Origin of the sequence: Mesorhizobium sp. M8A.F.Ca.ET.165.01.1.1 (assembly GCF_004792065.1) — a bacterium.
Lineage (GTDB): Bacteria > Pseudomonadota > Alphaproteobacteria > Rhizobiales > Rhizobiaceae > Mesorhizobium.
Genome location: NZ_SRTH01000009.1, coordinates 26,430 through 42,579, shown reverse-complemented (window position 1 = coordinate 42,579; position 16,150 = coordinate 26,430). Strand labels below are relative to the sequence as shown.

16 protein-coding genes are annotated in these 16,150 nt (G+C 64.6%); 8 read left to right on the top strand and 8 right to left on the bottom strand.

Features of this window, described 5'->3' with window-relative positions:
• Positions 1-14: 14 nt before the first annotated feature.
• Positions 15-662: a hypothetical protein gene (locus tag EN808_RS22415; protein WP_135916913.1), complete on the bottom strand. Its 648-nt coding sequence runs from the start codon at positions 660-662 to the stop codon at positions 15-17.
• A gap of 88 nt (positions 663-750) precedes the next feature.
• On the opposite strand from EN808_RS22415, the gene EN808_RS22410 reads away from it, so the two are divergent.
• Positions 751-1,449 (top strand): type 1 glutamine amidotransferase, encoded by a 699-nt coding sequence (locus EN808_RS22410; protein WP_135916912.1) that lies wholly within the window; start codon positions 751-753, stop codon positions 1,447-1,449.
• A 404-nt stretch (positions 1,450-1,853) separates the two neighbouring features.
• Positions 1,854-1,994, top strand: a complete 141-nt coding sequence (locus EN808_RS22400) for a hypothetical protein (protein WP_023782442.1) — start codon at positions 1,854-1,856, stop codon at positions 1,992-1,994.
• Between the two features lie 52 nt (positions 1,995-2,046).
• On the opposite strand, the gene EN808_RS22395 is transcribed toward EN808_RS22400, so the two are convergent.
• Genes EN808_RS22395 through EN808_RS22385 form a run of 3 tightly spaced genes read right to left on the bottom strand, consistent with a single transcriptional unit; the run spans position 2,047 to position 4,820 of the window.
• Entirely contained in the window at positions 2,047-2,820 is a 774-nt protein-coding gene (locus tag EN808_RS22395) for a metallophosphoesterase (RefSeq protein ID WP_127279736.1), read from the bottom strand.
• A gap of 34 nt (positions 2,821-2,854) precedes the next feature.
• Positions 2,855-3,991, bottom strand: coding sequence for an alpha-hydroxy acid oxidase (locus tag EN808_RS22390; protein WP_127279737.1), 1,137 nt, complete (start codon positions 3,989-3,991; stop codon positions 2,855-2,857).
• 25 nt (positions 3,992-4,016) lie between these two features.
• Positions 4,017-4,820, bottom strand: coding sequence for an FCD domain-containing protein (locus tag EN808_RS22385; protein WP_127279738.1), 804 nt, complete (start codon positions 4,818-4,820; stop codon positions 4,017-4,019).
• Positions 4,821-5,027: 207 nt separating this feature from the next.
• Between EN808_RS22385 and EN808_RS22380 the strand changes: the two genes are divergently transcribed.
• The 4 genes from EN808_RS22380 to glcF all read left to right on the top strand — a co-directional run bounded on the left by EN808_RS22380 (position 5,028) and on the right by glcF (position 10,784).
• Positions 5,028-6,350: a DUF3422 family protein gene (locus EN808_RS22380; protein ID WP_135861811.1), complete on the top strand. Its 1,323-nt coding sequence runs from the start codon at positions 5,028-5,030 to the stop codon at positions 6,348-6,350.
• A 156-nt stretch (positions 6,351-6,506) separates the two neighbouring features.
• On the top strand, positions 6,507-8,003 hold the full coding sequence (locus EN808_RS22375; RefSeq protein ID WP_135916911.1) for an FAD-linked oxidase C-terminal domain-containing protein: 1,497 nt from the start codon (positions 6,507-6,509) through the stop codon (positions 8,001-8,003).
• Between the two features lie 239 nt (positions 8,004-8,242).
• Positions 8,243-9,448: an FAD-binding protein gene (locus EN808_RS22365; protein ID WP_135916909.1), complete on the top strand. Its 1,206-nt coding sequence runs from the start codon at positions 8,243-8,245 to the stop codon at positions 9,446-9,448.
• Between the two features lie 10 nt (positions 9,449-9,458).
• Complete coding sequence (gene glcF / locus EN808_RS22360) at positions 9,459-10,784, top strand: glycolate oxidase subunit GlcF (protein WP_135916908.1); 1,326 nt, start codon at positions 9,459-9,461, stop codon at positions 10,782-10,784.
• Positions 10,785-10,799: 15 nt separating this feature from the next.
• Here glcF and EN808_RS22355 read toward each other — a convergent pair whose 3' ends face one another.
• Together EN808_RS22355 and EN808_RS22350 are read right to left on the bottom strand one after the other, a co-directional pair.
• Positions 10,800-11,720 (bottom strand): bifunctional 5,10-methylenetetrahydrofolate dehydrogenase/5,10-methenyltetrahydrofolate cyclohydrolase, encoded by a 921-nt coding sequence (locus EN808_RS22355; RefSeq protein ID WP_127870935.1) that lies wholly within the window; start codon positions 11,718-11,720, stop codon positions 10,800-10,802.
• 289 nt (positions 11,721-12,009) lie between these two features.
• Complete coding sequence (locus tag EN808_RS22350) at positions 12,010-12,738, bottom strand: L,D-transpeptidase (RefSeq protein WP_127278592.1); 729 nt, start codon at positions 12,736-12,738, stop codon at positions 12,010-12,012.
• A 212-nt stretch (positions 12,739-12,950) separates the two neighbouring features.
• Here EN808_RS22350 and EN808_RS22345 point away from each other — a divergent pair, with 212 nt between their 5' ends.
• Positions 12,951-13,589, top strand: coding sequence for a DNA-3-methyladenine glycosylase I (locus EN808_RS22345; RefSeq protein ID WP_127870937.1), 639 nt, complete (start codon positions 12,951-12,953; stop codon positions 13,587-13,589).
• Between the two features lie 89 nt (positions 13,590-13,678).
• Here the strand turns inward: EN808_RS22345 and EN808_RS22340 are convergent, their stop codons facing one another.
• Together EN808_RS22340 and EN808_RS22335 are read right to left on the bottom strand one after the other, a co-directional pair.
• Entirely contained in the window at positions 13,679-14,068 is a 390-nt protein-coding gene (locus EN808_RS22340) for a hypothetical protein (RefSeq protein ID WP_127278594.1), read from the bottom strand.
• Between the two features lie 51 nt (positions 14,069-14,119).
• Complete coding sequence (locus EN808_RS22335) at positions 14,120-14,371, bottom strand: hypothetical protein (RefSeq protein WP_127278595.1); 252 nt, start codon at positions 14,369-14,371, stop codon at positions 14,120-14,122.
• A 251-nt stretch (positions 14,372-14,622) separates the two neighbouring features.
• Here EN808_RS22335 and hisS point away from each other — a divergent pair, with 251 nt between their 5' ends.
• Complete coding sequence (hisS, locus tag EN808_RS22330; protein ID WP_135916907.1) at positions 14,623-16,119, top strand: histidine--tRNA ligase; 1,497 nt, start codon at positions 14,623-14,625, stop codon at positions 16,117-16,119.
• Positions 16,120-16,150 lie beyond the last annotated feature (31 nt).

The window sequence follows — 16,150 nt, the reverse complement described above, 5'->3', positions numbered from 1 at the left end:
GGCGGCGGCCGCCGTCAAGCCTTGGCGGAAGGATGCCACACCGGTTGAAAGCCATGGCGCAGGACGGCAAGCGTCGTTTCCGGGGTCAGCAGCACAGGCGTCTCGTCCTCGAACCGATCAAGGCTGGTTGGCGGGCGGTATCCGGCAAAAGCCCATGGCAGTATCTTGCCGTGGCGCAAAGCATAGGCGCTGCCGCCAGCTGCGACCATCGCGCCGTTAGGCAGGCCGGCAAGCGCATCCATCGCGACCGCAGGCCGCTTGCCGCCCGACGCCAGCCGCTCCTTATGCAGTCGCTTGTCGACCTGCGGGGCGCGCGGCTCGGCAATACCGAAGGCTTGGCCGAAGCGACCGACAAAATCCTTGGCCCGTTCACGCTGGCAAAAGAAGCAGGGACGATGCCCGGCGGCGAGCGCCGTCACCTCGTCGAGAAAGAACAATTCGGTCCAGCCGGCCTTGCCACCGGGCCGGTTGCGGCCCATCGGCTCGCGCTGCACATTGCGGAATTGGCACACGCAGATGATCCAGGCCTGAAGCGCCCAGCGCTTTTTCAGGAGCGTCTTTGTCGCGGGTTCGTGGATGATGCCGCGATTGCCGGTGAACAGGCCGCGCTCCGGCACGGCGTGAATGGCGCCGAACGGATCGACCCGGTTCTGCAGTGGCATAGTTTTCTCCTGGGATACGCATCTTGGCTGAAACGCCGGCGCCATGATATCGCTCGCGGCAGCATTTTCATGTCAGCAGGGTTTTTCGATGCGGGTGCTGGTAGTCCAGAACTACGACAATACCGGCCTCGGCCAAGTCGGTGCGGCACTGGCCGAAGCGGGTGCCGATCTTGATGTGCGGCTTCCCTATAAGGGTGATGCGCTGCCACGGGACGCAACCGGCCACGATGCCATGGTGGTGCTCGGCGGCGGCCAGAATGCGCTGGCCGACGAAGAATATCCCTATTTCCCGGCGCTGCTCGAACTGACCCGCGATTTCGCTGGCAAGGACCGCGCCGTGCTCGGTATCTGTCTCGGCAGTCAACTCGTCGCCCGCGCCTTTGGCGGCGCGAACCGCATCGGCGGGGCCAACGAATTCGGCTGGCGCGGCGTGTCGCTGACGGCCGATGCCAAGGCCGATCCGGTGTTGGCTGAGCTGCCGGAAAAGTTCCCGATCTTCCAGTGGCACGACGACACGTTCGAGCTGCCGGAAGACGCCGTGCGGCTCGCCGGCAACGATGTCGCCGAAAACCAGGCGTTTCGCGTCGGCCGCGCCGTCTACGGCTTCCAGTTCCATTTCGAGGCCGACCGGCCCATGGTGAAGGACTGGAGCTCCTCCTTCGCGCCGACCATCGCCGCGCGCCATCCCGACTGGGCCGGCAAGCTCGACGGCGAAATGGCCCGCAACGGCCCTGACGCCGATGCCGCTGGTCTGGCCATCGCCCGTGCCTGGGTGGCGACGATCTAGAGCAATTCCAGGAAAAGTGTGTAGCGGTTTTCCCGGGAGAAGCGCGCAGCGCTTCCCCTTGGGAATTGCGTAAAAACAAGAAGTTAGAGCGGGTCAGAGATTCTATCAAACTCTGATCCGCTCTAAACGACCGTTCATGCTCCGCGTGACATAATTGGCACGCGACCGTGAAACCGTTTGGGGAAAACCCCTTTCATCCTTGGCTTGTGTCCGCCCGCCATCCTAGAAGGCGCGCGCCCTATGTCGGCTGTGCAACCGGGATGAACCTTTTGTGTGACCCGTGCGACACACCATCGATACAGAACACACCTAGAAGCGCGAAATCGTCGAAACTTTGACACGTATTTTCCGTTTCAACGCATTGGTAACCGCCTCGTGCACAGATGCAGGAAGCTCAACAAGAGATGACCTCCGTGAAAGCAGCGCTTCTGTCCTTTGCCATGCTGTCCGCCATCGTACTTTGCGGTCTTGGTATTTATGCCGCCGATGCCGCCAACAACCACAATGCGGTTGACGGCTACGGCGTCACCGCCTCCCTGCGCTAAGCCAGGGCATCCCTCGCGCCCGGATCCCTCGCGCCCTTGGGCACCGGGGCCGTTAAGGCTCCCTTATCGATATTTCCAGGATGCGTTTGTCCGCGCCGTCAACGACGAGCGCGGTAAGCATGCCTGACTGCCAGGCAAGCGTGTCGACATTGACGCGGTTGGCCATCACTTCCGCCTCGGGGACCGGTGTGTGGCCGTGCACCACGATCTTCGGGAAGAGGCCGGTGTGATCGTGGAAAACGTCACGGATCCAGATCAGGTCCTGCGGGCTTTGCTTCTCCAGGGGAATGCCCGGCCTGATGCCGGCATGGCAGAAGAAGAAGTCGCCTGATGTCACCGAGAGTGGCAGCGACCGCAGGAAGTCGACATGGCTTTGCGGCACCGCTTCGAGCAGGGCTTGATGACCCTTGCGCATGGCTGATTCCGCCTTGCCGAACCAGGCGCCGTTGCCGCTGTTGATCGTCACTCCGTAGGATTGCGCGGTCTGGATGCCGCCAAAACGGATGAAGAGCCCTTCCGGGTCGGGTGTCTTGAGAAAGTCGAGAAAGCCGATGTCGTGGTTGCCGGCCAGCATCAGGTTTCGCGGATCGCGTTCGCGTGCCTCGATCAGGAAGTCGACGACGCCCTTGGAGTCCGGTCCGCGATCGACATAGTCGCCAAGATGGATGATGCGCCAGTCGGCGACCCTGTCCCTCGCAATCTCGGCCTCGATCTGGCCATGCATGGCGGCCAGCAGGTCGACCCGGCCATGCACGTCGCCGATCGCGTACAGACGCACGCCGTCCGGCCCGTGTGCGTCGAGGAAATGGATGCCGGGTTCCGCCAAGGTCTGGGTATCTCCGTGGTCAGATGTCACTGACTTAGCGTCGGAGCTGCTCCTTGCCCATGTCGGTGACCAGACGCTTTCCGCACAGCGCCAGCGTGATGTCCATCTCCTTGCGGATGATTTCCAACGCTTTGGTAACCCCTTCCTTGCCGAGCGCGCCCAGGCCGTAAAGAAATGGCCGGCCGATATAGGTGCCCTTGGCGCCCAGGCAGAGCGCTTTCAACACGTCCTGGCCGGAGCGGATGCCGCCGTCCATATGCACTTCTATTCTGTCGCCGACCGCATCGGCGATTTCTTCCAGAACCATGATCGACGACGACGCGCCATCGAGCTGGCGCCCGCCATGGTTGGAAACGATGATGGCATCGGCGCCGGTCTTGGCCGCCATCAGCGCATCTTCCTTGTCGAGGATGCCCTTGAGGATCAGCTTGCCGCCCCAGCGCTCCTTGATCCAGGCGACGTCCTTCCACGACAGCTGCGGATCGAACTGCTCCGTCGTCCAGGACGACAGCGAAGAGACGTCGCCGACGCCCTTGGCGTGGCCGACGATGTTGCGGAAGGTGCGGCGCTTGGTGCCGGCTATGCCCAGGCACCAGCGCGGCTTTGAGGCCAGGTCGATGATGTTGGCCAACGTCATCTTGGGCGGCGCCGAAAGCCCGTTGCGGACATCCTTGTGGCGCTGGCCGAGGACCTGCAGGTCGAGCGTCAGCACCAGCGCCGAGCACTTCGCCGCCTTCGCCCGGTCGATCAAATCGAGCACGAAATCCTTGTCGCGCAGCACATAGAGCTGGAACCAGAACGGTTTCTTCGTCACCGAGGCGACATCCTCGATCGAACAGATGCTCATCGTCGAGAGCGTGAACGGCACGCCGAATTCCTCTGCCGCCTGCGCTGCCAGCATCTCGCCGTCGGCATGCTGCATGCCGGTCATGCCGGTCGGCGCCAGCGCCACCGGCATCGACACTTTCTGGCCGATCATGGTCGATTCCAGCGAGCGGTTGCTCATGTCGACCAGCACGCGCTGGCGGAACTTGATCTTCTGAAAGTCTTCCTCGTTCGCCCGGTAGGTGCTCTCGGTCCAGGCGCCCGAGTCGGCATAGTCGAAGAACATCTTGGGCACGCGCCGGCGCGCGAGATCCTTGAGGTCTGCGATGGTCAGAATGTCGCTCATGATGGTCCCCGCTTGATCGAATTGATTAGGAGCGTCTGCGCGCTGGTTCGCCGTCGCCGGCTTCCGAACGCTGCCTCAGCCTCAGCCGCGACACGCGTTGCCAGTCGCCGCTGCGTTCGGCTTCCGCCATCGAACGCTCGACATAGGTCATGTGGTCCATCGCCGCCTGGCGGGCGCCGGCCGGATCGCCGGCCTTGACCGCGGTGTGGATCGCCCGGTGCTGCGCCAGCAGCGCCTCGCGCGCGCCGGGCACGGTGAACACCAGGAGCCGGTTCTGGAACACGCCTTCCGACAGCAGCCGGTAGCAGGAGCGCAGTGTGTGCAGAAGCAGGATGTTGTGCGCGCATTCGCAGATCGCATGATGGAATTCGACGTCGATCTCGGCCTCGTCGTCGAAATCGCCGGTACGATGCGCCTCGTCCATGCGCGCCATGATGCGATCGAGCAAGGCAAGGTCCTCCGGTGTGGCGCGCCGCGCCGCGTATTCGGCGGCTATGCCTTCGATCTCGCGGCGGTATTCCAGATAGTCGGTCACCGCCTTGCGATGCGTCGAGATCAGGTCCGCCACCGGCTTGGTGAACAACTGGCCGATAATGTCGGCGACGTGCGTGCCGCCGCCCGGACGGGTCGACAGCAGGCCGCGCGCTTCGAGCGCCTTCAGCGCGTCGCGCAGGATGGGCCGCGACACATCGAACTGGCGTGCCAGTTCGCGCTCGCCCGGCAGCCGGTCGCCGGTGCGCAGCACGCCTTCGAGGATGAGGCTTTCGATCTGCTGCACCACCTCGTCGGCGGTGCGCGAATGCTCGATCCTGGAGAAAATGTCGCTCAAAGGAAGCGCCTGGAGAAGGGAATGATGTCGCGCAGATTAGAGCCTCTGTCGCCAACTGGTCAAATTATTTATCCAATTCGTCTCGTTCGGTCGATTTTCGCGCCGCGCCGGCATATCGCCTCGCGCTAAATTTTGCTGTTTACGTCCCTTGCCGATTGCCGCAAGACGACGCCATTGCACGAAGGGTCGAAACCAGGGGGACCAGACGTGTCGGACGAGACGTCCAATCTTGAATTCCAGCCGCGCAGCCAGGGCAGCGTCATGGGCTTTCCGGCGCATGAAGGCCGGCCCGGCGCGCTCGGCGAGGTTCACGCCCGCCCCCATCCGCTGGTCGAGAAGCCGCGCGTGCTTGTCCAACTCTCCTTCATGACCGAAGGCGGCTCAGCGGTCGACCACGCCGTGCTTTCGGAACTGTCGCGCCGTCTCGGCATCGCCGCTCCCGAGCGTCACGCCCGCCACCACGCCATGAAATGGGGCAAGGGGACGCTGCGCTGGGAGCGGCACACGGAATTCTCGACCTATCTCTGGGAAGGGCCGCTGGCCGAGAATGGCCGGGGGCAAGAGGATTCGCCCTTTGGCAATGGCTTTTCGCCGCCGGGAACCGTCATCTCGGGCATCCGGCTCGAGATCCGCAAATGGACGCAGGCGAGCGAGAGGCAGGTCGCCGGCTTCGACCCGACCAGCCTCTGTTACTCGCTTGTCGAGCGTGGCAGCGCGGCCATCGTCACCGACTTCCGCCAGGACGGCGACGGCATGACCCGCATGCTGGTGCTCGACCGCGGCCTGACCCCGGCCAGCACCGGCGCGCTGTCGCAGCGGCTGATCGACATCGAGACCTACCGCACGCTTGCCATGCTCGGCCTGCCGCTGGCGCTCACCTTGTCCGGCCGCGCCCGCCGCATCGAGGACCGCTTGGCGCAGACGACGCTGGAAATGAAGGTCGCCGAGACCCGCGACAACCAGACGCTGCTCGCCGGTCTGACGGAGCTTGCCGCCGAACTGGAGGCCGATGCCGCTTCCAGCCTCTACCGCTTCGGCGCCAGCCGCGCCTATGACGGCATCGTCACGGAAAGACTGGAGGCGCTGGATGAGGAGCCCGTGCAGGGCTACGACACCTGGGCGGGCTTTCTGCTGCGGCGCATGGCGCCAGCCATGCGCACCTGCCGCTCGGTCGAGGAGCGCCAGGCCAATTTGTCGCGCAAGCTGACCCGTGCCACCACGCTGCTGCGGACCTGGGTCGACGTCGAGGTCGAGAAGCAGAACCGCGACCTGCTCGCCTCGATGAACAACCGCGCCCGCCTGCAACTGCGGCTGCAGCAGACCGTCGAAGGCCTTTCGGTCGCCGCCGTCTCCTATTACGTTGTCGGCCTCATCGGCTATGTCGCCAAGGGCGCGTCGGTCTTTGGCCACGCCTTCGCGCCCGAGGTCGTCACCGCCGCCTCGGTGCCGTTCGCCATCCTGCTGGTCTGGTGGGGCGTGCGCCGCGTGCGACGGATGCATTCCGAGCCGGCGAAACATCCGGGCGAATAGTCCGCGCCATGCTTCGGACGCAACGGATGTGCAGCGGCAGATTGCCGCTGCGGAAGCTTTGCCTGCATCCGCCGCCCTGACGCCACCAAAGCAAGATTTGCAACAAATGCCGCTAGCTGGTAAATCATTTTTACCAGTCGAGTGGAGGAAGCGCCGATGTCCGGCCTTGCCATGCCCAAGCCAGACGCCGAGACGCTGCGCCGGCGCAGCGAAATCGTCGCCGACATGCGCATCATCGTGCCGGGCGAGGGCGTGGTCGACGCGGCCAATGAAATGCGTGCCTTCGAAAGCGATGGCCTGACCGCCTACCGGCAACTGCCGCTGGTCGTGGTGCTGCCCGAGACGGTGGCGCAGGTTTCGCGCGTGCTGAAATACTGCAACGACCGCAACATCCGCGTCGTGCCGCGCGGATCGGGCACCTCGCTGTCGGGCGGCGCGCTGCCGCTGGAGGACGCGGTGCTGCTCGTCATGAGCCGGTTCAACCGCATTCTCGAGATCGATTTTCCCGACCGCATCGTCGTCGCCCAGCCCGGCGTCACCAATCTCGGCATCACGTCAGCCGTCGAGCAGGAGGGGTTTTACTACGCCCCCGATCCATCCTCCCAGATCGCCTGCTCGATCGGTGGCAACGTGGCGGAGAACTCCGGCGGCGTGCACTGCCTGAAATACGGCCTCACCGCCAACAATGTGCTCGGCATCGAGATGGTTCTGATGAATGGCGAGGTGGTGCGGCTCGGCGGCGGTCACCTCGACGCCGAGAGCTATGACCTGCTCGGCGTCATGACCGGTTCGGAAGGCCTGCTCGGCGTCGTCACCGAGGTCACCGTGCGCATCCTGAAGAAGCCGGAGACGGCGCGCGCCCTGCTGATCGGCTTTCCGACCAGCGAGCAGGGGGGCCAGTGCGTCGCCGACATCATCGGCGCCGGCATCATTCCGGGCGGCATGGAAATGATGGACCGGCCGGCGATCCATGCCGCCGAGGATTTCGTCCATGCCGGCTATCCCCTCGACGTCGAGGCGCTGCTGATCGTCGAGCTCGATGGCCCCGGCGTCGAGGTCGATCATCTGATCACGGCGGTCGAGGCGATCGCCATCGCCAACGGCTCGACCACGTGCCGCATCTCGCAGTCCGAGCAGGAGCGGCTGAGTTTCTGGGCCGGTCGCAAGGCGGCCTTCCCCGCCGTTGGCCGCGTCTCGCCCGATTACTACTGCATGGACGGCACCATCCCGCGCAAGGAACTGCCGCGCGTGTTGGCCGGCATGCGCGAGCTGTCGGAAAAATACGGTCTCGGCGTCGCCAACGTTTTCCACGCCGGCGACGGCAATCTGCATCCGCTCATTCTCTACGATGCCAACGTGCCGGGCGAACTCGACAAGGCCGAAAGCTTCGGCGCCGACATTTTGCGGCTCTGCGTCAAGGTCGGTGGCGTGCTCACCGGCGAGCATGGCGTGGGGGTCGAGAAGCGCGACCTGATGCCGGAAATGTTCAACCAGGTCGACCTCGACCAGCAAATGCGCGTCAAATGCGCTTTCGACCCCAACCATCTTCTCAATCCCGGCAAGGTCTTCCCGCAGCTGCGCCGCTGCGCCGAACTGGGCCGCATGCACGTGCATCGCGGGCAGGTCGCATTTCCGGATATTCCGAGGTTTTGAGCGGATATGTCGGCGCGCGAACACCCCCCTCTGTCCTGCCGGACATCTCCCCCTCAAGGGGGGAGATTGGCTGTTTGTGCGCTTCGGCTTTTCTTCAACGCAGAAGATTGGCGAAACCCTGCGCGACATCTGATCGCCCCCCTTGAGGGGGAGATGTCCGGCAGGACAGAGGGGGGCGCGACGGAACTCGGCCTATCCTGTCTCCCCCACTTCGCGGGGGCGAGGAAAGGCGCGAACTCATGACCACCTTCACCCCACTTACCCCAGCCGAAGTCCTCTCCACCATTGCCTGGGCGGCGGCGGAGGAAACGTCGCTCGAAATCCTCGGCCACGGCTCCAAGCGCGGCATCGGCCGTCCGCTGCAGACCGAGCACACGCTCGACCTGTCGAAACTCTCGGGCGTGACCCTCTACGAACCCGCCGAACTGGTGCTGTCGGCAAAGGCCGGCACGCCGCTGGCCGATATCGAAAGGCTGCTGGCTGAAAACGGCCAGCAACTGGCTTTCGAGCCGATGGATTACGGCCCGCTGCTCGGTGGCGAGCCGGGCAAAGGCACCATTGGCGGCGTGCTCGGCGCCAACCTGTCCGGTCCGCGCCGGCTGAAGGCGGGCGCCGCGCGCGACCACATCCTGGGCATCAACGTCGTCTCCGGTCGGGGCGAAGCGTTCAAGTCGGGCGGTCGCGTGGTCAAGAACGTCACCGGCTACGATCTGTCGAAGCTGATGGCCAACAGCTGGGGTACATTGGCCGTGTTCACCGACGTCACCTTCAAGGTGCTGCCAGCCGCCGAGACCGAAGTCACGCTCGCCGTCCGTGGCCTGCTCGACGATGCCGCCTGCGCCGCCATGGCCCTGGCGCTCGGCTCCAGCGCCGAAGTATCGAGTGCCGCCCATTTGCCGGAGCGCATTGCCGCGCGCGTCGCGGGCGGAGCGCTCGGCACTGAAGCCGCCACGCTGCTGCGCGTCGAAGGCTTTGGCCCGTCCGTTGACTATCGCATTGCAGCGCTGAAAACACTGCTCGGCAAGGCTGGGCCACTGGAGGAGATTGCCGGTGAGACCTCCAAGGCTATCTGGCGCGATATCAGGGATATCAGGCCCTTCGCGGACGGCAGCGGGAAGCCGGTCTGGCGGGTCTCGATGACGCCTGCCCAGGGCCACCAGATGGTCCTGACGCTGCGCATGCAGGCCGCCGTCAGCGCCTTCTATGACTGGCAAGGTGGGCTGGTTTGGCTGCGCATGGAGGAGGGCGATCCGGAACCCGCTTTGCTGCGCGGTCTCTTGAGAAAACACGGCGGCGGCCACGCGACGCTGGTGCGCGCCGCGCCTGCCCACCGCGCTGCCTTGCCGGTGTTCGAACCGCAGGCGCCGGCGCTGGCGGCACTCAGCCAGCGGCTGAAGCAGGAATTCGATCCGAAGAACATCCTCAATCCCGGCCGCATGGCCTAGGACATCAGAGATGCAGACCAATTTTTCGCCCGCACAGCTAGCTAATCCGCATGTCGCCGAGTCCGAAAAAATCCTGCGCAAATGCGTCCATTGCGGCTTCTGCACCGCCACCTGCCCGACCTATGTGACGCTTGGCAACGAGCTCGATTCGCCGCGCGGGCGCATCTACCTGATCAAGGACATGCTGGAGAACGGCCGTCCCGCCGACAAGGAAATCGTCACCCATATCGACCGTTGCCTGTCCTGCCTCGCCTGCATGACCACCTGCCCATCAGGCGTCAACTACATGCATCTGGTCGACCATGCCCGCGCCCATATCCAGGAAACCTACAAGCGGCCGCTGCTCGACCGGTTGACCCGCGCCATGCTCGCCTTCGTGCTGCCCTATCCCCGTCGCTTCCGCGCGGCGCTCAAGCTGGCGAAGCTAGGCAAGCCGTTTATCGGCCTGTTCGAAAAAGTCCCGGCGCTGAAGCCGCTCGGCGCGATGCTCAGGCTTGCGCCGGCATCAATCCCGGCGGCCTCGCCGATGGCCTTGCCGGGCATCCATGCCGTACAGTTAGCGAAAAGAGGACGCGTGGCCATCCTGACCGGCTGCGCGCAATCGGTGCTGGATCCCGGCATCAACGATACGGCCATCTCGCTGCTGACACGGCTCGGCGTCGAGGTTGTGGTGCCGCCGGGCGAGGGCTGCTGCGGCGCACTGGTTCATCATATGGGACGGGAGGAAGCCGCTCTTGCTTCGGCCAGGCAGAATGTCGATGCCTGGACCCGTGCCATCGATGAGGGCGGGCTCGACGCCATCATCATCACCGCGTCGGGCTGCGGCACGACGATCAAGGATTACGGCTTCATGCTGCGGCTCGATCCGGCCTATGCCGACAAGGCCGCGCGCGTGTCGGCGCTGGCCAAGGACATCACCGAGTGTCTGTCCGCCATCGATCTGCCCGAACCGGTGCGCAAGCCGGGCACGGTCGTCGCCTATCACTCGGCCTGCTCGATGCAGCACGGCCAGAAGATCACGCGTCAGCCGAAGGAACTGCTCGCCAGGGCCGGTTTCATCGTGCGCGAGCCGCGCGAGGGCCATCTCTGTTGTGGCTCGGCCGGCACCTACAACATCCTGCAGCCCGAGATTTCGGCCAGGCTGCGCGACCGCAAGGTGAAAAACATCGAGGCGACGGGCGCCGCGATCGTCGCCACGGGCAATATCGGCTGCATCACGCAGATCGCGTCCGCTGCCAGGATGCCGGTGGTGCACACGGTCAAGCTGCTCGACTGGGCCTATGGCGGGCCGCGACCGGAAGGCGTCGCGGAAGACAGCCTGATCGCGGCGGAATAGGCGTCCGTTCCGGCGCTACTCGGCCGCCAGCCTGTCGGCCGTGCCGTAGGTCGCCTCGTAGAGCGCGCGCTGGCGGCTGAGCGCGACCATCGTGTTGCGCAGCAGGATGGCCACCGTGATCGGGCCGACGCCGCCTGGAACCGGGGTGATCCAGGAGGCCACGTGCTTGACGCTGTCGGTGTCGACGTCGCCGACGACGCGGCTGGTGCCATCAGGCCCGATTTCGGAATTGATGCCGATGTCGATGACGGCCGCACCTGGCTTCACCATGTCGGCCTTGATCAGCCTTGGCTTGCCGACGGCGACGAACAGCGCGTCGGCGCGCCGTGCATGGGCGGCGACCGACCGCGTCATGTGATGGCAGACCGTCACGGTCGCGCCTTCGCTCATCAACAGGAAGGCGATCGGCTTGCCGACGATTTCCGAATGGCCGACGATGACCACTTCCAGTCCCTTGAGGTCGAGGCCGGTTTCCTTGAGCAGTTCGACCGAGGCCGCGGCCGTGCAGGGCGCGAGGTCAAGCTGGTTGTAGACGATGTTGCCGATCGAGGCCGGGTGCATGCCCTCGACATCCTTCAGCGGATGCACGGCCGCCTGCAGCGTCTTGACCGGGATATGCGCGGGGACCGGCCGCTGGATGATGATGCCGGTGACGCGCGGATCGGCATTCAGCCCGTGGATGGCTGCTTCCAGCTCACCCGAGGTGATGGTGGCGGGAAAGCGCCGCTCCTCGAAATCGATGCCGGCGAGCTGAGCCTTGGCGCGCTGGTTGCGTACATAGACATCGACCGCGTCGGTATCGCCGACGGTGATCGAGATCAGCTTGGGCGGGAAACCCTCGGCTTTGGCAATGGCCGCGTCCTCGCGCACGGCGGCGATGATGCGCTGGGCGACCGGGCCGCCCTTGAGATAGCGGCTGTCGTCGGAGAGGGACATAGCTCGAACCTTTGGTGGGAAGATTGTGCACTGCAATAGCAGAGCATGGCCCGGAAATCAGCCCTGAAAGCGAAACACCGTGCCTCCGGGGCGACCTGTCGCACCGTGAAACGAAAAGGGCAGCCCGGTTACCCGTGCTGCCCTCTCGTGACTGGCCGTATCCCCACACGGCCCGTCCCCCGTTAACTCGCCGCCAGTCTAAGCACGTCTTCCAGAAGCGCGCTATGGCTTGAGGGCAACAGCGCGCAAAAACCTGCTCAGCACTGCTTAACCGGCTGATTCGCTATCATTATATCACCTCGACCGTGGTTCCGACATTGACCCGCTCATAAAGGTCGACCACGTCCTCGTTGCGCATGCGGATGCAGCCCGACGACACCGCGCCGCCGATCGTCCAGGGCTGGTTGGTGCCGTGGATGCGGTACTCCGTCGTGCCGATATAGAGCGCGCGCGCGCCGAGCGGGTTTTCCATGCCGCCGGCCAGATAAGTCGGCAGGTAGCGGCCCTTGGCCGCCTCGCGCTTGATCATCTCGGCTGGCGGGCGCCAGTCCGGCCAGACGCGCTTGTTGGTGATCTTGTGGGTGCCCGACCATTCGAAGCCGGGCTTGCCGGTGCCGACGCCGTAACGCCGCGCCTTGCCGTTCTTCTCGACCAGATAGAGGAAATTCTGCGTGGTATCGATGACGATGGTGCCTGGCTTCTGGCCTCCGTCATAAGCGACTTCCTGCGGCAGGTAGACCGGGTTGATCTGCGGGCGCATGACCATGCGCTTGGCCGGCGCCTGCACGCCCGCCGTCTGCACACGGTCGGGCTGCGCGGTGCGCTGGCGCGGCTGCTGCACGGCCTGTCGGTTCTGCCGCACGATGCCCGGCGCATGGCCAAGCTGCAGCACCCAGGGCGCGGAAAGGTCGGGGCTCACCATCACCGGCGGCCTGTCGGCATAGCGGTCGTCGGCAAGGGAGGGCATGACGCTTGCGGCAAGCACCGCCGCGCTGAACAACGGAAGCAGGAATTTCATCGGGAACGCACCTTGATAGCCTGATACGCCGGGCAAGAACGCTCCCGGTTTGCGCGATCATTGGCGGCGAGCAGCAACCGAAACATGAATCGGAATGCGTAAAATGCGGTTCTGTCAGTAAACCTTTTGGTGTGGTTACCGCCGGGTTCAGGAATCTGGTAAAGCCACGGTAAAAGCAGCGCGGAAGCGCGTTAACGGATGGATCTCTTGAGATGAGCAATGAAAACACCGGCCTGCTTGCCGGTCCTGACGGTGTCGTGCGCTGCTTCTGGCATGGCAATCTGCCCGACTATCTGCACTACCACGACCATGAATGGGGCCGGCCGGTGGCCGACGACCGCAGGCTGTTCGAGAAGATCTGCCTCGAAGGGTTTCAGTCGGGGCTGTCGTGGCTGACCATTTTGCGCAAGCGGGAGAATTTTCGCGAGGCCTTCGCCGGCTTCGACTTCGACAAGGTCGCCGCCTTCACCGACAAGGATGTGGAACGCCTGCTCGGCAATGCCGGTATCATCCGCCATCGCGGCAAGATCGTCTCGACCATCAACAACGCCAAACGCGCCCGCGAAATGGTCGACGAGTTCGGCTCGCTGGCCGCCTGGTTCTGGAGGTTCGAACCCGGCAAGGAGGAACGGCCGCAAACCGTCGATCTCGCCCATCTGCGCGCCAACCCGACCACCGCAGTTTCCGTGCGGATTTCGAAGGACCTGAAGAAGCGCGGCTGGAGCTTCGTCGGCCCGACCACGGTCTACGCCTTCATGCAGGCCATGGGGCTGGTCAACGACCATCTCGAAGGCTGTGTATGCCGCAAGGAGGTCGAGAAGCAGCGGAAGGCTTTCAAGCGGCCGAAATAGCTGCTTTTTCCTTCTCCCCGTTCACGGGGAGAAGGTGGCCGAAGGCCGGATGAGGGGCGGCGCCGACCTTGCCAGGTGTCGCGCTGCCCTCACTTCTCGAACCGTCCCTTGTGTCCGCTGCCATTGATGTCCCACACCAGGCTGCGGCCTGAAATGCTCAGCACAAGGCCGCTGAAACCGCTGTCGTCGGGCGTATGATGCGTCGATGCCGAACTGCGTCCGGCGGGGATGACCTCGACCGTCGAGCCCTTTTTCACCCAACAGCCCTTACCGTACTGGTCATTGGCGCCATAGGCGAGCATGAACTCGAAGCTGCCGTCCTTCTTCAGCAGCAGTTCGGAGCCGACCTCCATGACGCCGCGCAGGTAGTAATGGCCGGCAAGGCCCGCGTCCCCCGGCTTGCAGCCTGCGGCGCTGGCCGGATTGGCCGCCCCAAGTAAAAACGCGCAGCCAAGCGCGTATGCGTAGCCCAGTCGCATGCTCAATCCCCTGATCAAGAATGAAAATCGCATCCAGCGAAACGGACGGTTTCAGGTGCCGTTGGCGCCGGCCAGGAACAGCCCGGCGACGATTGCCGCCACGGTGGCCACTGTCGGATAGATCACCAGCAGGCCGGTCACCAGGGCGTCGCGCAGGGAAGATCCCTTGCCGGTGTCGGCGGGTACATCGAACGGCCCGGCCGCCTGGCCAGCCATTTTCGGTGCATGGGTGCCCGCAGGGCGCAAGCGTGTGGGCAGTTCACCGGCCTCGCCGTTGGCCTGGAATTCCGTTGCACTGGTCATGTCCTGAACCCCTTCGTTTCGATGCGCTATATCGGCCGCGATTGTGTCGGCACGATGCCGCGCTCATGGCGGCATTGTTTCACTTCTGGCGTGTTTTTGTTTCAGAGGGTTTCGATTTTTCCTGATCTCGTCGGGTGCGCCGCGGGGCGCCAACCCTTGCCGCTCCCGGCTTCATCGGTTAGGAAACGCGCGCTGTGGAACGCGGTAGATTTACCGCGCCACGAAGTCATGAACCATCGGGTGCCCAGATTATGGCCGACAAATCGGAAAAGACGAAAGCGCGGCTGCCGCGCGGGTTTGCCGACCGCGGCGCCGAGGACATCCGCGCCGTCGAGAAGATGATGGCGACGATCCGCTCGGTCTATGAGCTCTATGGCTTCGAGCCGGCCGACCAGCCGCTGATCGAATATACCGATGCGCTCGGCAAATTCCTGCCCGACCAGGACCGGCCGAACGAAGGCGTGTTCTCCTTCCAGGATGATGACGATCAGTGGCTGTCGTTGCGCTACGATTTGACCGCGCCGACGGCGCGTTTCGTCGCCGAGAATTTCGAGCGCCTGCCCAAGCCATACCGCAGCTACCGCTCGGGCTGGGTGTTCCGCAACGAAAAGCCCGGCCCCGGCCGCTTCCGCCAGTTCATGCAGTTCGACGCCGACACGATCGGCACGCCGGGCGTGGCGGCGGATGCCGAGATGGCGATGATGATGGCCGACGTCATGGAAGCGCTCGGTATCAAGCGCGGCGACTATGTCATCCGCGTCAACAACCGCAAGGTGTTGGATGGCGTGCTGGAGGCGATCGGCCTTGGCGGCGAGGAGAATGCCGGTCGCCGGCTGACGGTGCTGCGCGCAATCGACAAGCTGGACAAGCTCGGCGCGGAAGGTGTCCGGCTTCTGCTTGGCCCAGGGCGGTGGGACGGCGGCAAGGAAGGCGAGGGGGATTTCGCCAAGGGCGCCGGGCTGAATGATACGCAAGCCCAGGCCGTTCTTCTGGCGACGGCGCGCAATGCGCAGGCCGGCCAGGATGCCAGCGTCAGCGGGAACGCGGTCTACCAGGAGGGCGTTGGCGAACTCGCAACGATCGAAGCCTTGGTCAGGGCCGCCGGATACGGCGGGGACCGCATCGCCATGGACCGTTCCGTCGTGCGCGGCCTGGAATATTACACGGGTCCCGTCTTCGAGGCCGAACTGCTGGCCGAGATCCCCAATGAGGACGGCCAGATCGTACGCTTCGGCTCGGTCGGTGGCGGCGGCCGCTATGACGGATTGGTCTCACGCTTCCGCGGTGAGCCGGTGCCGGCGACGGGCTTTTCCATCGGCGTCTCCAGGCTGATGACGGCGCTGAAGAACCTTGGCAAGCTCGGAAGCGCCGACGTGATCGCGCCGGTTGTCGTGCTGGTCATGGACAAGGACACGGAAAGCCTCGGCCGCTACCAGAAGATGGTGGCGGAACTGCGCGCCGCCGGCATCCGCTCCGAAATGTACCTCGGCGGCGCCGGCATGAAGGCGCAGCTCAAATATGCCGACCGTCGCGGCTGTCCGGTCGCCATCATTCAGGGCGGCGACGAGCGCGCCAAGGGTGAACTGCAGATCAAGGACCTGATCGAAGGCGCGCGCATGTCCGCCGAAATCACCGACAATGCCGAATGGCGCGCGGCAAGGCCGGCGCAGGTGACGGTGGCGGAAAGCGAGCTGGTCGCCGAAGTGAAGAAGATCTTGGCGGCGCAGGCCCAGGAGCGGACCAAGTGACGAGCGCCGCGCGCTCTTGTCCTTCCCCCCT